Source organism: Methylophilus sp. Q8, from assembly GCF_000800115.1.
Classification (GTDB): Bacteria; Pseudomonadota; Gammaproteobacteria; order Burkholderiales; family Methylophilaceae; genus Methylophilus.
The window spans coordinates 2,537,322-2,557,844 of sequence record NZ_JUHE01000001.1 but is presented as its reverse complement, the minus strand read 5'-3'; the positions used below and the strand labels follow the sequence as shown (position 1 = coordinate 2,557,844).

Here is a 20,523-nt window from a genome sequence, read left to right as displayed (position 1 = left end):
CAGGCAGACAGGAAATTTTATGCTACTGGATAACAATCGCCGCAATCCTAGCGGTATTTTGCCTTCAGAAATCACGCCACAAGCCGTGTTTGAGCAGCGCCGTACTGTATTAAAAGCGGCGGGCGTGGCGGCAGCCAGTCTTTTACTCCCTACGCAGGCGCACGCGGCACAAACGCTGGATTTCCATAAAACAGCTTACGGCAAAGAAGAGAAGCTGACCAGCGTTGAAGATGTGACCAGCTATAACAATTATTACGAGTTTGGCACAGGCAAGGAAGACCCGGCCCGCGAGGCGGTGTTGTTTAAACCGACGCCGTGGACGATCAGGATTGAAGGCGCGGTGAAGCAGGCGAAGACCATCAGTATTGAGCAACTGATGAAACTGGCACCACTGGAGGAGCGCATTTACCGTATGCGTTGCGTGGAAGGTTGGTCTATGGTGATTCCGTGGGTCGGGTTGCCGCTCAAAGCGCTTATCGACTGGGCGCAGCCAACCGGCAATGCCAAATATATTGAGTTTATTTCTTATAACGATCCACGCCATATGCCTGGAGCACGTATTCCGGTGCTGGATTGGCCTTATAACGAGGGTTTGCGCATGGATGAAGCCATGCAGCCATTAACGATTCTGGCGGTTGGTTTGTATGGCAAAGTGTTGCCTAACCAGAATGGGGCGCCTGTGCGCCTGGTGGTGCCATGGAAGTATGGTTTTAAAGGGGCCAAGGCCATTAGTACGATTCGTTTTGTTGAGCAGATGCCGAATACCTCCTGGATGAAGGCGAGTGCACGCGAGTATGGTTTTTACGCCAATGTGAATCCGCAGGTGGATCATCCGCGCTGGACACAGTCTTCCGAAAAGCGCATCGGCGCAGGCTTGTTTGCCGGGCGCATTAAAACCAGATTGTTTAATGGCTATGATGAAGTAGGGCAGTTATATGCCGGTATGGATTTACAGAAAAATTTCTAGCATGACTATGCCGCAATGGTTCTCTGCATGGTCAGCAAAGGCAGCAATCAAATATCTTAAATGCCTGATCTGGCTGGGTGCACTTATCCCTGTTTCGCGCTTGATTTACCTGGGTGTTACCGATGGTCTTGGCGCCAACCCGGTCGAGTTTATTGAGCGCTCTACCGGCACCTGGGCATTGGTGTTTTTACTGCTCTCGCTCAGCATCACGCCGCTCAGGCATCTCACGCAACAAGCCTGGCTGATTGCGGTGCGTCGCTTGCTGGGGCTATGGATGTTTGCTTATGCCTGCCTGCACGTGACGACATATCTCTGGTTGGATTACCAGTTTGACTGGGCCGATATTGTGAAAGATATCGTCAAGCACCCTTACGTGCTGGTGGGGGCTGCTGCTTTGTTGCTGACCTTGCCCCTGGCAGCAACGTCTAACCAGCGCGCGATAAAAGCACTCAAGCAACGCTGGAAAATCTTGCATAAGCTGGTGTATGTGATTGGCGTACTGGTGTTGCTACACTTTTGGTGGCTGGTGAAAAAAGATGTGACTGAGCCTGTGATTTACAGTCTGGTATTTGCGCTGTTGATAGCACTTCGTTGGCTACCTTTCTCAAATAATAGAAAAAGTTAGCGGTAATATGTAAGGTGTTTTCTAGATTGAAGACTAAGTAATACTACTTCAATCCTAGAAAGGCAGCCGCTCATGTTTCAATATTTCATTCGTCAATATCAATCCCTGATTTTAACGCTCCACACGGTGAATGACTGGCTACCGGGTTTGCTCTTACGCCTGATCTTGGCCTGGGAGTTCGGTGAAGCAGGGTGGGCCAAGCTGCACGGTCAAAACTGGTTTGCAGACTTGCAATTTCCTTTCCCGTTTGATTTGTTGCCCGCGGAGGTCAATTGGAATATTGCCATGACCTTTGAATTAGTCGGCGCTGCTGCACTATTACTGGGGCTGTTTACGCGTTTTTTCAGCCTCAGCCTGATGGTGTTGACCGTGGTAGCGATTGCCAGCGTGCATTGGCCAGAGCATTGGAGCAGTATGGCGGATTTATTCAACGGTTACCGTTTTGAGGACGTGGAAGGGGATGGTTTTGGTAACTACAAACTGCCGCTGATTTACCTGTTAATGCTGTTGCCTCTGGTGACGCAAGGGGCCGGAAAATGGAGTTTTGACCGCTTGTTGTCACATCTATGTGACGGTCGCCGATGACAGTTGTTAATGTCTGGCCTTAGCCATGAATTTGTCTTGACATCAATTTGCTTTTTGACACATCATCGTAAATATAAAAGGGAGCAATCAATGCTGGATTGACTCCCAACTAAAATTCTTCGGGGGTGTGTCATCTTAACAACCGACGGGCAGAGGGTGCCTAGTTGTCGGCAGTTAGATTTTGCACTGCGGTTGTGAAAGTATGCGATGTCTATAGTAAATATCGAGCCAAATGCAGTGGTATTGGCAGGTCAGGTCTTGAGTGCGTCACGCAGTTCGGAGGCTTCAGCGCGCTTGAACGCTTCTTTTGGCCTTGGCGCTTCTTTTGGCGTAAGTCACGCCTTTGATCAGTGGCGCTCACTGGTCGATTATTCCGGTTTTTATATTGCAGCAGAGACCGATTCTCTCGGCAATTGCCGCTCGGTTATGGTCTGCCATACACTTGAGTCGGGTTGTGACTTGTGGGCTTGCCTGCCACTGATCACACATGACCCGATTAAATCCATCCTGGCGCAGCCTGCGCCAGAAATTACTCAGCGTACGATACAGATTGCCTGCCATGACAGCCAAAACCGCTGGCTGGAATGCAGTGCCCATTACTTTAGCCTGGAGACTGGTGAACCGCGCAGCCTGTTGCTGGTGCGGGAGATTACCAATGAACAGCAGTCTGCTTTGGCGTTTCAACAAGAGAAGTTACGCGCGATTGCCTATGAACGCTTTCAATTTTCTATTCTGGAGTTGATCCTAAAAGAGCAGGATGCGGTCAGGATTTTAGAAAAAATGGTGCGTGATATTGAAGCGATGCACGCCGATGTGTATTGCGCGCTGGTGCTGACAAAAAATCTGGGCAAACTGGTACAAACCGTGATTGCCCCCTCCTTACCGCAAGCCTTGTTGCAAACCTTGCGCCAGTTGCAGCTTGAAGCCGGTAATGGCTCGCTGGCAACTGCCATCGCAATCAAGCAGCGGGTGATTGTCGAAAATGTGATGACGCACCCTTATTGGGGCAATCACCGGGAGGCTGCATTGGCCTCAGGCGTGCAGGCAGGGTGGTCTGAGCCTATTTTAAATGCAGATGGTGAGGTACTGGGGGCGTTTGCCATCTATTATCGCCAGCCACAAACGCCAAGTGCGCTTGAGCAGTCCATGATAGAGCAGGCGACCAAACTGATGAGCCTGGTGGTTGATCGCCACTTGTCACAAGAGTCGATTCAAAGCCTGGCCTACCTGGAGCCTGTCACTGGTTTGCCCAACCGCAAAAGGGCTTATGAGGTGCTGCAGCAATTACGTGCGCAGCCTGCTACCGATGCGCATTGGGGCGTGGTATATATCGACCTCGATCACTTTAAATGGATTAATGAGGCGCATGGCCATGCCGCAGGCAATAGCTTGTTACAGCAAGTAGCAGAACGGTTGCAAAAAGTAGCCGAGCCGCACTTTACTGCTTGCATGGGTGGCGACGAGTTTCTGGTCTTGCTTTCAGGCCTGGCGGCATCCGCGGATAAAGCGTTGCAGCAGCTATTATCGATGCAGCGTAAACTGCAAAAGGTGTTTGAACGCCCGTTTAAAGTCAGTGGCCAAAAATTGCCGATTACGGCCAGCATGGGCTTATGCAGCTTTAACGATATCAGCACGGGCGACACCGATTATGTGAAAGCCGCCGATATTGCTATGCATAAAGCCAAGCAGGGCGGACGTAACCATGCCTGTGTGTATCAGCCAGGCATGCAGACTGAAATTGCGACGCAGGTCATGCTTGAAACAGAGCTGCGTGAAGCCATCGCCCAGCAACAGTTGCGCTTGCATTACCAGGTGCAGGTCGATCATACCGGTCGCCCGTTTGGTGCAGAAGTCTTGTTAAGGTGGCTGCATCCGCAGCGGGGCTTGATTTCACCATTGCAATTTATTGCTGTGGCCGAAACCAGCGGCCTGATTATCGAAATCGGCATGTGGGTGCTAGACCAGGCTTGCGCCCAAGTTGCGCTCTGGCAACGGTCATTAAATACCCGCGAGCTGAGTTTATCGGTCAATATCAGCGCGCGCCAATTTTGCCAGGCCAATTTTGTGGCGATGGTCAAAGCCTGTATTCAGCGCCATCAGATTAACCCCAATGCATTGCGCCTGGAGCTCACAGAAAGCGTCTTGCTGGAAAACGTGGATGACGCCGTGCGTATCATGGCCGAACTGAGCCAACTGGGGATTCAATTTTCGCTGGATGACTTTGGTACTGGTTATTCGTCGCTACAGTATTTGAAGAAGTTACCGCTGTATCAACTTAAAATCGACCGCTCGTTTGTGAATGATATTGTCACCGATAGCCATGATCGTACGATTGTGCGGACGATTATTGCCATGGCACAAAGTATGTACCTCAGTGTGATCGCTGAGGGCGTAGAAACACAAGAGCAGATGGAGTTGCTATTGAATAACGGCTGCCGCCGCTATCAGGGCTTTTTATTCGGTAGGCCGATGCCGATTGAACAGTTTAACGACTGGTTGCAGGAAGCGCTGATTTAGCGGACCGATGGTGTTGCTGCGCTGGTTGTTGTCTCTTGGCTTGTTTCTTGTGCCGGTGCTGAAATAGGCGCGGCTTCTGTTGACGGCGATGTGGCATCCACTGCACCAGCCTGTATCTCTTGCCTGTTAGCCACATTGCTGGTTTGCTGGGCACTGCTTTCAGCCGTTAAAATACGGATAGTCATGCGCGTATTCATTGCTTGTGCCAGCGCATTGTCACTGCTCGACACAGGTTTGGTCTCTGCCATGCCGATGGCGGTCAGTTGTTTGCTGGCAATGCCTTGCGCGACCAGGCTGGCGGTGATATGCGCGGCTTGTGCTGCCGTTAATTCCCAACGCTTGGTTTCTGCATCTGCCTGACCACTAAACAGTTGTTTATCGCTATGGCCTTCGACCTGTATGGTGCGGTATTCGTTTTTTAGCTGCGCACTCAGTGCATTCAAGATCGCTGGTGCTTGTGCGCTATAGCTCGTCTGATTGTTGTTAAACAGCAGGTTGCTTTGAATATCAACCTCAATCCCGAGTTCAGACTGGTACACCGTGATCAGTTTCTGTTCTATCCATGGCGTGAGTGCATTCGCCACTTGCTGGCCGATCGCGCGTACCTTCTCCTGGTCGCGCAGCTTTTTCTCTTGATATAAATAGCTTAATGGTAAGGGCTTGAGCACGGAGCTCTGGTTCTGCAACGTGGTTTGTGTCTGTGCTTCAGGCGCATCCGTTTGCCCCGGTTTGCCTTGAAACGCAGTGACCACGGCACTGGAGAGTGCGCGGTATTTATTCAGGTTGATGGTCGAGGTCGCGTACATCACCACAAAAAAGGCAAATAGCAGGGTGATAAAATCGGCGTAAGAAATCAGCCAGCGTTCGTGGCTTTCATCATCCTCGTCCAGCTTCTGGCGTCTGTACATCAAGACTCCCGCAGGTGCAGGTAGGACTCAAGGCGCTCAGTGACCAGTTTAGGGTTATCACCGCGGGCAATCGATACCCAGGCATTGAGCAACATCTCACGCCTGGACATTTCGTGCTGGACATGGCCTTTTAATTTATTTGAAATCGGCAAAAATACCAGGTTAGCCAGGGCCACACCATAAATGGTGGCCACAAAGGCAACCGCAATGCCACTACCAATCTTGGCCGGGTCAGACAGGTTTTCCATGACGTGAATCAGGCCCAGTACAGCGCCCAGAATGCCGACTGTTGGCGCATAACCGCCAGCAGCCGACCAGATTTTGACGGCTTCGCGTTCCTGTAATTCATAGTAATACATATCAATGGCACACACTTCGCGAATACGGTCAGCGGGCGTACCGTCAACCAGCAATTGCAAGCCTTTGCGTACGAAAGGATCTTGCTCGCGCTTGATATAACTTTCCAGCGACAACACGCTTTCCTTGCGCGCCTGCAAGCTCCATTGATTGATTTTAATGGCGAGTTTTTTTCTATCGTCCTGTGGGTGCACAAACACCAGGCGTAGCATGCGCATGCCTTTGAGGAATTGCTTGAATTCGGTTTGCAGCAACACCGCGCCAGTCGTGCCGAGAATGACGACGACAAACGCTGCGGGCTGCATCAGCGAGTTAAGGTGGCCGCCGTCGATGACTTGACCAACTACCAGTCCGGCGAGGGCGATGACCAGCCCGGCGATACTGCCCCAATCCATTAGGCCACTCCGGTCCAGGATTTATCGCGCATAGACGCACGCAAGCGCGCCACTGCCTGGCTATGCAACTGGCAGACGCGTGATTCTGAAACGCTCATAATGGCGCCGATCTCTTTCAGGTTGAGCTCTTGCTCGTAATACAAGCCCATGAGCATTTTTTCGCGCTCGGGCAAGTGGTCGATCGAGTCGATCAATGCTTCGCGGAAATCACTCTCCAGCAATGATTTGACTGGGTCACTGGTATCGTCATCGACATAACGGTCAAGAAAGTGCTCGCCGCCATCGTCGTCCTGAAAATCTTCGTAGTAAATCAGCTGGTGGCCCTGGCAATCGCTCAAGACATCATAGTAGTCATCCAGCGTGAAGTTCATATGCTTGGCAATCTCAGACTCGGTCGGCGGACGGCCAAACTTTTGTTCCAGTTGCTGTACGGCGACTTCGATATCGCGCATATTTTTGCGAATGCCGCGTGGCAGCCAGTCAGCACCGCGCAACTCATCCAGCATGGCACCGCGCACGCGCTGTGACGCATAGGTTTCAAATTGTGCGCCGTGATTATCTTCGTAACGCTGAATCGCATCCATCAGGCCGATCATGCCAGCTTGCACCAAGTCATCGAGCTCGACACAGGAGGGCAGCTTGGCTTTTAACTGATAAGCCATTTTTTTGACCAAGCCGCTATGCTGTTTCAGCATTTGATCTGTATTTTGAGTCTTGCCTTTAGCGGTATACATGTTTTTCCTCTTTTTACTTTAGGCAACAGCCAGCGATGGCGTGGTGATCCGTTGTTTTTCGAGACGATGTGCCACTGATTTAAACGCCAATGCGGTCTGTCCAGCCTTGGCGACCTCTGTCTTGGCATTGCCTGTTTTTTTCTGCACGGCACCCGCTGGCTCTTCTAGCGGCATCGCGCCGATAAAGTCCAGGGTGACGCCCAGAAACTGTTTGCATACCTGGTTCAAACGCATAAAGTATTGTTGACCCTGATCATGATTGGCCCCTGTGACAACCACACCCAAAGGAATCTGGCCATATTGCTGGCTGATATGCTTGATCGTCGTATAGGCGGCTTTAATGGCCGCTTCAGATCTGTCCATTTGAATCACCAGTTCATGCTCGGCAATCAATGGCATCATCAAGCTGTGGTCTTGTGTATCCAGCTGTGCTTCTATCATGACGGTATCGTAATCGTACGAAAGTTGCTTCACTATACCGTCCAGTTGCACTTTTAAATCTTGAGATAAAGGCGAGGTTAACAGGTCATTTTCAGCCAAACAGGTCAGGTCATAGCCTTGCGGATGTTTGAGAATGGCGCGTTTGAGTGCACTGTTGTGCGTCACAATCGACTGTAATGAGTGCGCGAGTGCTGGCTGGCGGTTCGCGTGTATCAACAGCAAGCGTTGCTCAGGGGCAAGCATGCCCAGTGCCAGATTGCGCATCCATGGCGTGGCTGGCTGGCCATTGGCGCCGATCACACTGATAATCCGTGCCGACGTCTTGGCCATAATGCGGCGCAAACCATCTGCCTGGTCGCGGTAATTAAACATGTTGCTGCTCCTGGCCAGCCGTTTGCATCATGCTGGAAATCACCAGCGGCAACTCTTCGTCCAGGTACTGGTAAGGCAAACTGGCCTGATGCGGCGTCAGCACGCGTTCGATCAGTGCTGGTTTGTCAGCCACTTCAATATCTTCAGGCACGCGTTGGCCACTGGTGGTGTAGAACAAGCGCATGCGTTCGCGGATCAATACATCCAGCACGTTGCCAATCGCCGCGGCTTCGTCCAGCTTGGTGACGATACAACCGGCGATATCATGTTTTTTGTAGCTACGCATCACATCGGTCAGCGTGTCACCGGTAGAGGTGGCATTCAGGCACAACAATTTCTGAATTGGGCTATCGGCACGGCTCAGCATGGAAAGCTGCTCAGTCACGGCTTGATCACGCTGGCTGACACCCACCGTGTCTACCAGGATCATATGTTTGTTTTTCAGCTCATTCAGTGCAATTTTCAGGTCTTCTTCGTCTTTGACGGCATGCACCATCACGCCCAGGATCTTGCCGTAGATACGCAGTTGTTCGTAACCGCCGATACGGTAACTGTCGGTGGTGATCAGGCCCAGGTTCTGGGTGCCGTGTTTCATCACATAACGTGCGGCCAGTTTGGCTGTGGTGGTGGTTTTACCCACACCTGTCGGGCCAACCAGCGCATAGATGCCACCGCGATCCAGCAATGCATCTTCGTCGTCCAGTGTATGCAGGTTACGGCTAATCACTTCTTTGGCCCACATTGGTGCTTTGTTGACATCAATATGCTGGGGCATTTTTTCAGCAATCTGGCGCGACAGTGAGGCGCTGAAGTTTGCTGAGAGCAGGGTGCTCAGCACTTTCGATTTGGCTGGGCTGTGTTGCAAGTGATGCTGCCAGGTCATCGCGCTCATCTGGGTTTCAAAATGGCTACGCATCTGACGCATTTCCTGCATCATGCCCATCATTTTGTCTTCCAGTGTTTGCGTCGCCACCTGATAAGCCTGTTCTTGTTGCTCGCTATGCAGTTTCAGCATATCCATGATGGCACCTTCATTGGCGGTGGGCTCTTCAGCCACTGGCGTGTTATTTTGCACGCCAGGTGCAGACATCGCCGCTTGCGGCGCTGCCTGGCGAGTCGGCTGGCCTTGTGCATTCACAAAGTCCAGCAAGCTGCGAGATTGATCCGTGCCCATATCGGTAGGCGCTGAGCTGGCGTTGGATGCAATATCCGTTTCCAGCATAGCCATGATTTCGGTGCCGCCATTGACACTACGGTTCGCGACAATAATGGCATCGTCCCCTAATGCCTGTTTGACTTGCGCCAATGCTTCACGTGCATTTTTGCCAAAAAATCTTCTGATGTTCATATTATTGCGCTCCGATTAAACTGGTGACACGAATGGATTTGTTATCTGGCAGCTCGTCATGCGACAGCACTCTGAGATGCGGGACGGTTCTTCTTAAAAATCTGGATAAAGCCTGGCGTAGCGGGGCAGCGACCAGCAGAACGGGTGTCAGGCCCATTTGCTCTTGTTGTCTGGCAGCGACTTCAGTTTGTTGCGACAGTCTTTCTGCAATGCCAGGCTCAATCACGCTCTGGTTGGACTGATTGTTTTGCAAGGCTTGCAACAACAGTCTTTCCAGTTGGCCATCCAGCGTCATGGCGGTAATTTCATTACTGTATGGGAACAGGTCCTGCACAATGGCGCGGCCGAGTTTGATACGCACCATGGACGTCAGGTCATTGGTGTCCTGGGTGTATTGTGCATGGTCAGCCAGTGTTTCAAGGATGGAGCGCATATCGCGGATATGCACGCCTTCGTTAAGCAGGTTTTGCAATACTTTTTGCAGGCTGGACAGCGTAATCATTTTTGGCACGATTTCTTCAATCAGCTTGCTGGAATCTTTGCCCATATGGTCCAGCAACTGTTGTACTTCCTGACGGCCCAGCAGTTCGCCTGCATTCAGTGAAATAATATGGTTGAGGTGGGTGGCAATCACCGTGCCTGCGTCGACCACGGTATAGCCCAGGCTTTGGGCATATTCTTTACGGTCTGGCTCAATCCATACCGCTGGCAGGCCAAATGCCGGGTCGGTTGTTTTCGCGCCATCAAGCTCGCCGGTGACAGCACCTGGGTCAATCGCCAGCATCTGGCTGAAGTTAGACTCACCACTGGCCATTTCTACACCTTTCATAGTGATGCGATAGGCGTTTGGTTTCAGGGTCAGGTTGTCGCGGATATGCACCGTTGGCGCCAAAAAGCCAATTTCCTGGGCAAATTTCTTGCGGATGCCTTTGATACGCTTGAGCAGTTCGCCGCCCTGGCCTTTATCCACCAGAGGAATCAGTCTGTAACCGACTTCCAAGCCGATGGTGTCGACTGGCAGTACATCATTCCATGTCGCTTCTTCAGCCTCGCTGGCTGGCGCCAGTTTGTCTTCTGGCTGTGGTTCCAGCACCGCTTGTTGTTTGGCTTTTTCCTGCTTTTGTTTCACGTTATAAGCCAGGCCACCCAGCAAACCACCCAGACCCAGGAAAGCCAGGTGTGGCATGCCTGGGATCAGGCCGATACCGCCGATAATGCCGGCGGTCACGGTCAGCACGCGTGGATTTTCAAACAGTTGGCTAATCAGTTGGCCGCCAATATCTTCGTTGTTGGCCACGCGGGAAACCACCACACCGGCAGCGATTGAGATCACCAGTGAAGGGATCTGTGCCACCAGGCCATCACCAATCGCCAGCATGGTGTAGTTTTTAACCGCTTCATCAAAGGCGAGGTCATGTTGCACCATGCCGACAATCAGGCCGCCAACAATATTGATGATGATGATCAAAATACCGGCAATGGCATCACCACGCACATATTTACTGGCACCGTCCATCGCGCCGTAGAATTCTGATTCCTGGCCAACTTCTTTACGGCGGCGGCGGGCTTCGTCTTCGCCAATCAGGCCTGCGTTCAGGTCGGCGTCAATCGCCATTTGTTTACCAGGCATCGCATCCAAGGTGAAACGGGCGCCGACTTCAGCAATACGGCCAGCACCTTTGGTGATGACGGTAAAGTTAATAATAGTCAGGATCACAAACACCACAATACCGACAGCGTAGTTACCGCCAATCAAAAAGTGGCCAAAGGCTTCAATCACTTTACCGGCCGCATCCGGGCCAGCATGGCCTTCCGTCAGTACGACGCGGGTAGAGGCCACGTTAAGCGCCAGGCGCAGCATGGTGGTCATCAGCAGCACGGTAGGGAAGGCGATAAAGTCCAGCGGCTTGGTGGTTTGCAGGCCTATCATCAAGACCAGAATAGACAGTGCAATATTAAAGGTGAAGAATACATCGAGCATGATGGCCGGTAACGGCAGGATCATCATGGCCAGCAGCAATACAATAATGAGTGGCGCGGCGATTGCTCGTCCGTCCATTTTTCCCATCCATTGTTGCCAATTGTTCATCGTAAACTCCTAAGCCTGCAATTATTCAATTTCTGCCGCACTTGCTGGCGCGGCATTTAACGCATGTGGATCCAGCGCGTCTGGTACTGGCACGTTGGCTGGCATCGCAGGACGCACGCCACCATGCTGTTTAAACACACGCAGTTGGAACACGTAAGCCAGAATCTCGGCCACTGCGGCATAAAGCGTTTGTGGAATCTCGCGCTCCAGTTCGGCATGTGCATATAAGGCACGTGCCAGTTTTGGCGATTCCAAGGTCATGACTTCATGTTCCGCGGCGATTTCCTTGATCTTTTGTGCAATCACATCTGCACCTTTAGCGACCACAATCGGTGCGCCGTTTTCACCTTCTTTATAGCGAATCGCCACCGCATAGTGGGTTGGGTTGGTAATCACCACATCTGCCTGCGGCACATTGCTCATCATTCTTCTGCGTGCCATCTCACGTTGTTGCTGACGGATACGGCCTTTAATCTCAGGACTACCTTCTGACTCTTTAGCTTCATCCTTCAGCTCTTGTTTGGTCATTTTGTGTTTCTGCGCATATTGATAGAGCTGGTAGGGCACATCAATCACGGCAATCAACACCAGCGCAGAGGCAATGGTCAGAAAGCCGGTCACCATATAGTCACTCACAGTGCTGATCCCGGCGGCAAGAGGCATCTGCGACAAGCTCAGCATAGGCTGCAAATCTTTTTTAACGATGGTGTAGCCCACAGACGCCACCAGAATTGTTTTGGCAATCGATTTCAGTAACTCGACCAGCGAGTTTTTGGAAAACAGATTAGCCAGGCCTTTAATCGGATTGAGCTTGCCAAAATTAGGCACCAGTGATTTTTGTGACATCACCCAGCCACCGACCAGGATCGGTGCCGCCACGGCTACTGAGACAATAATCACGGCCAGTGGCAAAAATGCCCACAAGGCTTGCTCAACCACTTTCATCATGTGCACGATCAACAGTTGCGGCTCAAAGGCCATGGCATGGTCAATGCTCAAGCCTTGTCTCAACACATTCTTCATGGCTTCACCCAGCGGGCGGCTCAACATCATGATGGCCATACCAGTGGTAAACAGCACCGCACACGCAGCCAGTTCGCGAGAGCGGGGAATATCGCCGTCTTCGCGTGCCTTCTCCAATCGCTTGGGGGACGCGTCTTCGGTTTTTTCCATATCGCTGTCTTCAGCTGCCATGTCCTCGACTCTTTCGTTTCACAGATACAACACACAAGTTGTATTTCCTGTGAGTGATTATTGGCTAGAAAAACGCTTTTTTATGTCTGGAATAAAAGGGCTTATTGACCGCTTTCTATCAGTTGCGGCTTGCTGGATGTTAAGGAGTGCAAATAATAAAATTATTATTCTTTTTAAAACAATATGTTATGAGGTTTGTTGGGTTTTTTTGAGGCGTAACCCTAAAGTTTTAGTTTGTGCTGTCGTTAACCGGGATAGCACAAATAGTTTTTATGAAAGCTTGAAAAGCAGACTAAACAGACAAAAAACAGTTGTTTACGGAATACAACAGGAAAACTTTAATTATTTTTTGAATTGGAATCAGAACAATGCTGCGAACATAGACGTAAACTTGTTGCGGTGTAACATTAAAATTACGCCATAACTCATTGATATTTATAGTTGTGGTGATTGCCATGTAGGGGTTTGTAAGACAAACACCTACGTGGCTGTTTTCGTCTGTCTTACAAAAGAAACCGACAAACCCTGATTGTTGCTCTTCATGATTGCGCGCAAAGTACGCCTAACGCTCAGGCGGACTTAAATTAACGCTAAAAAAACGGAGACAAGATCATGAACATGCAAAACGATTTACTCGCTGAAATCAAAGATGCCAACCTGAACTATCTGATGTTGGCCCAACAACTGATCCGCGCTGACAAAGCCACTGCGATTTTCCGCCTTGGTATTAATAAGGAAATTGCAGACCTGCTGGAAAACCTGACCAACCTGCAATTGCTGAAACTCTGTAATACCAATATGTTGCTGACTCGCTTCCGTTTTGATGACAGCGAAATCCTGGGCATGTTGACCAGCTACTCCAAAGACCCAGCGCAAGCACATCTGCATACTGCAGTACTGATGTCTGCCCAGGCTGCCGACTCCACTGTATAACAGTGTAGACGTTTCCATCTGTCGATAAGAAATAGAAAAGAGGGTTATCATGCAAAAGAAGAGTGTAGTAAACGAAGCAGAACAAATTCAACTGGCAATGCAAATGATCTCGCTGGGCGCACGCCTGCAATTGCTGGAATCCCAAACGACGTTGTCACGCGAGCGTTTGATCAAGTTGTACAAGGAAATGAAAGGCGTTTCTCCTCCTAAAGGCATGTTGCCATTCTCTACCGACTGGTTCTTGACCTGGCAGCCAAACATTCATTCTTCCATTTTCTATAATATCTACCGCTTTATGGTGGATTATGCTGGCGTAGATGGTATCCAGGCGATTATCAAAGCCTATACGCTCTACATGCAGCAAGTTCAAAATCCGGATGCTGCACAACAAGATGAGCCAGTCTTGTCATTGACTCGTGCCTGGACACTGGTGCGTTTCATCGAAAGCAAAATGCTGACAACTAAAGTTTGCCATTGCTGCGGTGGTCAATACATCGTCAACAGCTACGATTTGAACCAGAATTATGTATGTAACCTGTGCCACGTGCCTTCACGTGCCGGTAAAACCAAAAAAGCCAAAGAACTCAGCTACAAACTGGTTTCAATGACTGCTTAACTGGTTGCAAACAGGTGTTTGATATTGCCTGTGAAATGAAGGATTTAGCATGCACTCGATAAAATTGCCGGCAGAGGCGTTGCCATCCCAACCTTGGGTACAGCGTCTCTTGCCAAAACGATTATGGTGTCAGGCATTGCTAATCCAGTGTGTGAGTATGCTGTTGATGACGGGCCTCGCGCCTGGCGTGATCAACAGTGTATTTGCGTTTGAATTGCGTAGTCTGGGTATTCAGCTGGATTCCATCTGGTTCTGGTTATTGCCGCATTTATGCGTCGTCAGCGTATTGGCGAGAGCCGCGCGCATGCCTGTCTGGTGGCGCTGGATACATGTCGCTTTCCCGGTGGCCGTTGTTTTCATGCAGCAGGTTGCGTTACCGGCCAGTGTTTATTTTGCCGGATTTGTGATGACATTGGCGCTTTACTGGTCTGTGTACAATACGCGCGTCCCGTTTTACCCCTCTTTTCCTGCGACTTGGCGTGCTCTGCAACGCATTCTCGAGCAACATGCCGGTGACCAATCATTGAAAGTGCTCGATATCGGTAGCGGTATCGGTGATATTGCAATGTTTTTAGCCAAACAGCGCATACACGATGAAGTGTCCGGCATTGAAATTGCCCCGTTACCCTGGGCGGTGAGCGCCGTGCGCGCCTTGTTTTCCGGCACCAGTGTCAAATTTACCCTCGGTGATTACCGCGCCATTGATTTTGCCAGTTTAGACGTGATATTTGCCTATCTGTCTCCAGCTGTGATGCAAGACGTCTGGCAAAAAGTGCAACAGGAAATGCGACCAGGCTGCCTGTTTGTCACCTCGGAGTTTCCGGTGCCTGACATTCAAGCCGAGCATATTGTGTTCCCCAGTGCCAATTCGCCAGCCTTGTACGTTTATCTCAAAAAATAGTGTTATCACGCTGTCACTTTGCCTCGACCGCCATCGCTGATGGCCTTATTCGGTATTAACCCCATTGAAACGACAGACGTTTCCATTGTCACCGGTGTGATTTAACTGGCTAAATGCCTTTTATTTAAAAAAATGAATCGGGGCGTGCATTGTTATGCTTTCCACAGTTAACTGCTAAAAGTGGAGTCAAAGCATGTTTGTGATCATTGGGTATGTAGTCGTTTGTGGCATGGTCTTTGGGGGCTATGCACTCGCTGGCGGCCATTTGGGCGCCTTATGGCAGCCACTGGAAGTCATGATGATTTTTGGCGGCGCATTTGGGGCCTTTATTGTGGGTAATGATACCAAGGCCATTAAAGCTACTATGAAAGCTGTGCCCACCTTGTTTAAGGGGTCTAAGTACAACAAGCAGTTGTATATGGACTTGCTGGCCTTGTTGTTTGAAATTCTCACCAAAATCCGCAAAGACGGCCTGATGTCGATTGAAAAAGACATTGAAGACCCTGAGTCCAGTGCCTTATTCACTAAGTATCCCTCCATTGTGCACGACCATCACCTGGTCGAGTTTATCTGCGATTACCTGCGCCTGATGGTGTCCGGCAATATGGATGCTTTTCAGGTCGAGAACCTGATGGATAACGAGCTGGAAACCCACCATATGGAAGGCCACGTGCCTGCACATTGTATTGCCAAACTAGGCGACGGCTTGCCGGCGTTTGGTATTGTGGCGGCGGTGATGGGCGTGGTGCACACCATGGAAAACGTGGCTTTGCCACCGGCTGAGCTGGGGATCCTGATTGCGCACGCGCTGGTGGGGACTTTTCTCGGTATTTTGCTGGCGTATGGCTTTGTTGGCCCGCTCTCAGGTTTGCTGGAGCAAAAGCTGGAAGAATCCAGCAAGAGCTTTCAAACCGTCAAAGTGGTGTTGCTGGCTAGCCTGAATGGTTATGCACCGCCGATTGCGGTTGAGTTCGGCCGTAAAGTCCTGTATTCGACCGAGCGTCCTGGCTTTACCGAGCTGGAAGAGCACGTCAAACAGGCTAAATCCAAATAAGTGCAAGATTAAGACCGCCGGGAGAGCGTCATGGCAGAAGAACATATTGCCCCGATTATTGTTAAAAAGATCAAAAAGGGTGGCGGTGGCCATCACGGTGGTGCCTGGAAAATTGCTTATGCTGACTTTGTGACAGCGATGATGGCGTTTTTCCTGTTGATGTGGTTGCTGGGGTCTACCTCGAAAGCGCAAAAAGAAGGCATTGCCGAGTATTTTCAAACGCCTTTGCATATGGTGTTGATGGGGCCTTCACTCGGCCAGAGTGATTCGGCCTTGAAAAATACCGGAGGTAAAGATGTCACCAAAAAACAGGGTCAGGTCAAGCCGGTAGAAGGCGATCCAGGCAAGCTGAAGACGGTCAAGCTGGAAGATGTTAAAGAAGTCTTGAAACAGGCCGAAAAAGTCAAACTGGAGGCATTAAAAGCCAAGATTGAGCAGGCCATCGAAGACAACCCGACGCTGCAACAATTTAAGTCTCAGCTCAAGCTGGATATTACCAGTGAAGGCCTGAGGGTGCAGATTATTGATGAACAGAACCGGCCCATGTTTGAAAATGCCAAAGCCGAGTTACAGCCTTATGCCAAAACGATTTTGCGTGAGATTGGCAAAACGCTGAATGGCGTGGATAACAAAATCAGTTTATCCGGCCATACCGATGCCGCGGGTTATGCCAATGGCGATCATGGTTACAGTAACTGGGAGTTGTCTGCTGACCGCGCCAATGCTTCACGGCGTGAGCTAATTGCGGGGGGTATGGATGAAACCAAGCTGATGCGCGTGGTGGGCCTGGGCTCTGCCATCATGATGGATAAAGAGAATCCGTTTAATCCGATTAACCGCCGCATCAGTTTAATTGTGATGAACAAGGAAACCGAAGAGGATTTACTCAAGGATAACGAACAGATTTCTGTCAGTGAGCATGATAAAACGCAAGTAGAAGCATTGCAGAATAAAGCGGAAAAGCCTGCGCCCTGAAGAAGGACAGGGAAAATGGGTGAAGAGGTTGGCGGTTAAAGCGTACAAGAAATAAGTCATTTTTACATTGTTTATTTCTTGATTGAAAAACAGGGAAATCAGGCAAGATAGGACCACTATGAAAACATTGCCCATAGAAGAGTTAAGAGAATTACTGGCCGCGGTCTCGCGTCACGGTGACTGGCATCTGCTCGAAATCGAAACCGATTTGCAGCAAACCGCCTTTTTACTGAATGAAGCGATTGAAAAGCTGGGTGCCAGTTTTATGACGGTATATGCCCAGTTAATGGAGCAGCAGGCAGCGGTGCAGTTGCTGGTTGAGGCTGGTAAGTTGCAGCCTGAAGAGATGCAGCAATTGCAGGTGTTTCAGGACAACATTGGCCAGGAAGTGAACAAAGTAGTGACTGGCATGCAGTTTCAGGACATGACCAACCAGTTGTTGCAGCGCACCATCAACCGCGTGCATGGCTTAAAAGATTTGTTACATGAGCTGTCCAGTCATCAGTTTCCGATGGCTGCTGATGACGAGCATGAAGAAATCAGACGCTTCATCATGCAGCTTAACCAGAATTTTGATCAGGGTAGCCAGCATCTGACCGGCAATTTACGCAAGTCAGTGGATCAGAAAAATTTGGCTACCGGTGACATAGACTTATTTTAATACAGCGGCGTTTAACGAAATTAGTGAAAAAGGCGAATCAAACATGGCGAAAACAATTTTAACAGTAGACGACTCCGGATCATTGCGTCAGATGGTGGCTTTTAGTCTGAAAGCTGCTGGCTATGATGTCGTGCAGGCCGTAGATGGTCAAGACGGCCTTAATAAAGCCAAAGAGAAAACGGTGGATCTGGTATTGACCGATCAAAACATGCCGGTGATGGATGGCCTGACACTGATCACCAATTTGCGTACGCTTGCTTCCTATCAAAGAGTGCCTATTCTGATGTTGACGACAGAGTCTTCTGACGAAATGAAAGCAAAAGGTAAAGCCGCAGGTGCCAATGGCTGGCTGGTGAAGCCTTTTGATCCAAAGCGCCTGATTGAAGTTGTCCAAAAAGTAATCGGTGCCTAAGCGCCGCTGGTAAAGGAACTGGAGTAAACAATGACAGTGGATATGAGCCAGTTTTACGAGGTGTTCTTTGACGAAGCCGAGGAGTTGTTGGCTGAAGCAGAGCACCTGTTGCTTGGTATCGATGTGGAATCGCCAGATGTTGAGCAATTAAACGCTATTTTCAGGGCGGCACACTCTATTAAAGGCGGTGCTGCGACCTTTGGTTTTATGGACATGACAGAAATTACGCATGTGCTGGAAAACCTGCTCGATAAAATTCGCAAAAACGAGATGGCGTTGACGACCGAACACGTCGATGCGTTTTTGGCTGCGAAGGATGTGATCAAGATGCAAGTCGATGGTCATCGCCATGGTTCAGATGTGAATGCTGAGCAAGTGAGCGATGTGGCCATGATGCTGAAATCACTTTCAGAAGGTAAAGCCGCCGTCGCGGCTGAGCCTGTGGTGGCCGCTGCCAGCGCTGAGGCTGCACCTGCTGCAACGCCAGCCGCTACGGCTGCCGCAGAAGTGGCGAAAACTGCATTGACGATTACCGCTGAAGAAAAAGCAAAAGGCATGACCCTGTATGACGTTGGTTTGCCAACCGTCACTGAAAAAGACCTGGCTAACCTGAAAGATGAGCTGGCCTTGTTGGGTGACGTCGAGGTTTATCAGCGCAGCGAGAATGTACATGCTGTGTTGATTAAAACGGACTCCAGTGCCGATGACATTGTGTCTATCTGTTCATTTATTGTTGACGCCGATGCCCTGGTCATCCAGGTAGCGGGCGATGCTGCCAGTGAACCAGCCGCTAAGCCAGCCGAAGCTGCAACAGCGGCTGCGCCAGTTGAGGCAGCACCTGCGGCAGAGGCGGGTTATGGTTTCTTTGATAATGATCCGATTATCAAAACTGAAACAAAAGCTGACGATGGCAGGGTGCAAGTCGCTGAAGAAATGGGCTATGGCCTGTTCGCCAGCAACGGAGAAGAGCAGCAGGAAGAGGGTTACGGTTTCTTTGCACCGTTTAAACCACATCCGGATGCGCCTAAAGCACAAATGATCGGTGATGATAATGCTGCCGCTGCAATGGCAAAAGCCAAAGCAGAGGCCGCTGCAACCGCTGTTGCCACGCCTGCCGAGGCCGCACCTAAAGAAGAGCGTCGTCAACAGGGGCGTCGTGAGACTGATAAACCTGCTGCCGCACAAAGCGCAGAAAGCACTTCGATTCGTGTTGGCATCGAGAAGGTTGATCAGTTGATTAACCTGGTTGGCGAGCTGGTCATTACACAAGCCATGATTGAGCAGCGTGTGAATGCCCTCGACCCGGTGGATAACGAAGCCTTAATTAATAGCGTCAGCCAGTTGACCCGCAACACGCGCGACCTGCAAGAGTCCGTGATGTCGATTCGTATGATGCCGATGGACTTTGTGTTCTCGCGCTTCCCACGTATGGTACGTGACCTGGCTGGCAAGTTGGGCAAAAAAGTAGAATTTGTCACCAGTGGTGCCACCACTGAGCTTGATAAGAGTTTGATTGAGCGTATTGTCGATCCATTGACCCATTTGGTACGTAACAGTGTTGACCATGGTATTGAAAAGCCTGAAGTCCGCCGTGAAATGGGCAAGCCGGAAAGCGGTACTTTAACCTTGTCTGCTGCACATAAAGGCGGCAGCATCGTGATTGAAGTGACTGATGATGGCGGTGGCTTGAACCGTGACAGAATTCTGGCCAAAGCGGCCTCAAATGGTTTGCCAGTGAATGAAAGCATGACCGATAACGAAGTGTTTAGCCTGATTTTTGCACCAGGCTTCTCTACGGCTGAAGTGGTCACCGATGTGTCTGGCCGCGGTGTGGGCATGGACGTGGTGAAACGGAATATTACCTCCATGGGCGGTCATATCGAGATTCGCTCTGCATTAGGCTATGGCACAACGATTTCGATTTCACTGCCACTCACCCTGGCGATTTTGGACGGCATGTCTGTGTCGTTGGGCAAGAGCGTTTATGTAGTGCCATTGAACCTGATTGTAGAAACACTGCAACCCCGTGCCGAAGACCTGAAAACAGTGACCGGCGAAGGATTGATGGTGCATGTGCGTGGCGAATATCTGCCGATTATCGCCTTGCATGCCTTGTTTAACCATCCGACCCAGATCACCACCCCGACTGACGGTGTGTTATTGATCCTGGAAGCCGATGGTAAGAAATCCGCTTTGTTTGTCGACCGTTTGGTTGGCCAGCAGCAAGTGGTGATCAAGAGCCTGGAAACCAACTTCAAGCGCATTCCTGGCGTCTCTGGCGCCACCATTATGGGCGACGGGTCGGTGGCATTGATTCTGGATGTGCCAGCCATTATCCAAATGGGGCAAACCACAAACTACGTGACTGGTGGCATGGCGTTTTCCAACCAGAATTATTTAACTTCACAAAATACCATCAATGCATAAGGAGCATATGCA

Annotated in this window: 20 protein-coding genes; 13 read left to right on the top strand and 7 right to left on the bottom strand. The window is 50.3% G+C overall.

The annotated features are described in order from the left end of the window. The first annotated feature begins 19 nt into the window (after positions 1-19). The 4 genes from msrP (at position 20) to GQ52_RS12050 (ending at position 4,694) form a co-directional block, all read left to right on the top strand. Positions 20-967, top strand: a complete 948-nt coding sequence (msrP, locus tag GQ52_RS12065; RefSeq protein ID WP_047518021.1) for a protein-methionine-sulfoxide reductase catalytic subunit MsrP — start codon at positions 20-22, stop codon at positions 965-967. A gap of 1 nt (position 968) precedes the next feature. Continuing rightward, positions 969-1,592 carry a protein-methionine-sulfoxide reductase heme-binding subunit MsrQ gene (locus GQ52_RS12060; protein ID WP_081979356.1) on the top strand — a complete coding sequence of 208 codons (624 nt, stop codon included), beginning with the start codon at positions 969-971 and terminating at the stop codon, positions 1,590-1,592. Between the two features lie 72 nt (positions 1,593-1,664). Next, a complete protein-coding gene (locus tag GQ52_RS12055; protein WP_047518020.1) occupies positions 1,665-2,177 on the top strand; it encodes a DoxX family protein in 513 nt (170 codons plus the stop codon). A gap of 207 nt (positions 2,178-2,384) precedes the next feature. Further along, positions 2,385-4,694: a bifunctional diguanylate cyclase/phosphodiesterase gene (locus GQ52_RS12050; RefSeq protein WP_047518019.1), complete on the top strand. Its 2,310-nt coding sequence runs from the start codon at positions 2,385-2,387 to the stop codon at positions 4,692-4,694. Here the strand turns inward: GQ52_RS12050 and GQ52_RS12045 are convergent. The 7 genes from GQ52_RS12045 to flhB are packed head-to-tail and all read right to left on the bottom strand — an operon-like array spanning position 4,691 to position 12,532. Next, a complete protein-coding gene (locus GQ52_RS12045; protein ID WP_047518017.1) occupies positions 4,691-5,602 on the bottom strand; it encodes a flagellar motor protein MotB in 912 nt (303 codons plus the stop codon). The two genes, GQ52_RS12050 and GQ52_RS12045, sit on opposite strands and share 4 nt — an antisense overlap. Further along, positions 5,602-6,354: a flagellar motor protein gene (locus tag GQ52_RS12040; RefSeq protein WP_047518016.1), complete on the bottom strand. Its 753-nt coding sequence runs from the start codon at positions 6,352-6,354 to the stop codon at positions 5,602-5,604. The genes GQ52_RS12045 and GQ52_RS12040 overlap by 1 nt, the downstream gene beginning before the upstream one ends. Then, entirely contained in the window at positions 6,354-7,088 is a 735-nt protein-coding gene (locus tag GQ52_RS12035; RefSeq protein WP_019882288.1) for an RNA polymerase sigma factor FliA, read from the bottom strand. Before GQ52_RS12035 ends, GQ52_RS12040 begins: the two co-directional genes overlap by 1 nt. Positions 7,089-7,106: 18 nt before the next feature. Then, the gene (locus tag GQ52_RS12030) at positions 7,107-7,901 is read right to left on the bottom strand and encodes a hypothetical protein (protein ID WP_047518015.1); all 795 of its coding nucleotides are present in this window, start codon (positions 7,899-7,901) and stop codon (positions 7,107-7,109) included. Beyond that, positions 7,894-9,249 (bottom strand): flagellar biosynthesis protein FlhF, encoded by a 1,356-nt coding sequence (gene flhF, locus GQ52_RS12025; protein WP_047518014.1) that lies wholly within the window; start codon positions 9,247-9,249, stop codon positions 7,894-7,896. The genes GQ52_RS12030 and flhF overlap by 8 nt, the downstream gene beginning before the upstream one ends. 1 nt (position 9,250) lies before the next feature. Then, a complete protein-coding gene (gene flhA, locus GQ52_RS12020) occupies positions 9,251-11,338 on the bottom strand; it encodes a flagellar biosynthesis protein FlhA (RefSeq protein ID WP_024930095.1) in 2,088 nt (695 codons plus the stop codon). 21 nt (positions 11,339-11,359) lie between these two features. Then, a complete protein-coding gene (gene flhB, locus GQ52_RS12015) occupies positions 11,360-12,532 on the bottom strand; it encodes a flagellar biosynthesis protein FlhB (RefSeq protein WP_047518013.1) in 1,173 nt (390 codons plus the stop codon). Positions 12,533-12,581: 49 nt separating this feature from the next. On the opposite strand from flhB, the gene GQ52_RS14130 reads away from it, so the two are divergent. From GQ52_RS14130 to GQ52_RS11975, 9 genes are all read left to right on the top strand, one after another. Then, positions 12,582-12,956: a hypothetical protein gene (locus tag GQ52_RS14130; RefSeq protein WP_152604428.1), complete on the top strand. Its 375-nt coding sequence runs from the start codon at positions 12,582-12,584 to the stop codon at positions 12,954-12,956. A 188-nt stretch (positions 12,957-13,144) separates the two neighbouring features. Beyond that, positions 13,145-13,465 (top strand): flagellar transcriptional regulator FlhD, encoded by a 321-nt coding sequence (gene flhD, locus GQ52_RS12010; protein WP_019882294.1) that lies wholly within the window; start codon positions 13,145-13,147, stop codon positions 13,463-13,465. Between the two features lie 49 nt (positions 13,466-13,514). Next, the gene (flhC, locus tag GQ52_RS12005) at positions 13,515-14,081 is read left to right on the top strand and encodes a flagellar transcriptional regulator FlhC (protein WP_019882295.1); all 567 of its coding nucleotides are present in this window, start codon (positions 13,515-13,517) and stop codon (positions 14,079-14,081) included. A gap of 49 nt (positions 14,082-14,130) precedes the next feature. Next, positions 14,131-14,982 carry a class I SAM-dependent methyltransferase gene (locus GQ52_RS12000; protein ID WP_235273274.1) on the top strand — a complete coding sequence of 284 codons (852 nt, stop codon included), beginning with the start codon at positions 14,131-14,133 and terminating at the stop codon, positions 14,980-14,982. 193 nt (positions 14,983-15,175) lie between these two features. Beyond that, on the top strand, positions 15,176-16,036 hold the full coding sequence (gene motA, locus GQ52_RS11995; protein WP_019882297.1) for a flagellar motor stator protein MotA: 861 nt from the start codon (positions 15,176-15,178) through the stop codon (positions 16,034-16,036). Positions 16,037-16,066: 30 nt separating this feature from the next. Next, positions 16,067-17,011, top strand: a complete 945-nt coding sequence (gene motB, locus GQ52_RS11990; RefSeq protein ID WP_019882298.1) for a flagellar motor protein MotB — start codon at positions 16,067-16,069, stop codon at positions 17,009-17,011. Positions 17,012-17,129: 118 nt separating this feature from the next. Continuing rightward, a complete protein-coding gene (locus tag GQ52_RS11985; RefSeq protein ID WP_047518011.1) occupies positions 17,130-17,672 on the top strand; it encodes a hypothetical protein in 543 nt (180 codons plus the stop codon). Between the two features lie 43 nt (positions 17,673-17,715). After that, positions 17,716-18,084, top strand: a complete 369-nt coding sequence (locus GQ52_RS11980) for a response regulator (protein ID WP_019882300.1) — start codon at positions 17,716-17,718, stop codon at positions 18,082-18,084. 30 nt (positions 18,085-18,114) lie between these two features. Further along, positions 18,115-20,511: a chemotaxis protein CheW gene (locus tag GQ52_RS11975; protein WP_047518009.1), complete on the top strand. Its 2,397-nt coding sequence runs from the start codon at positions 18,115-18,117 to the stop codon at positions 20,509-20,511. Positions 20,512-20,523: the final 12 nt, after the last annotated feature.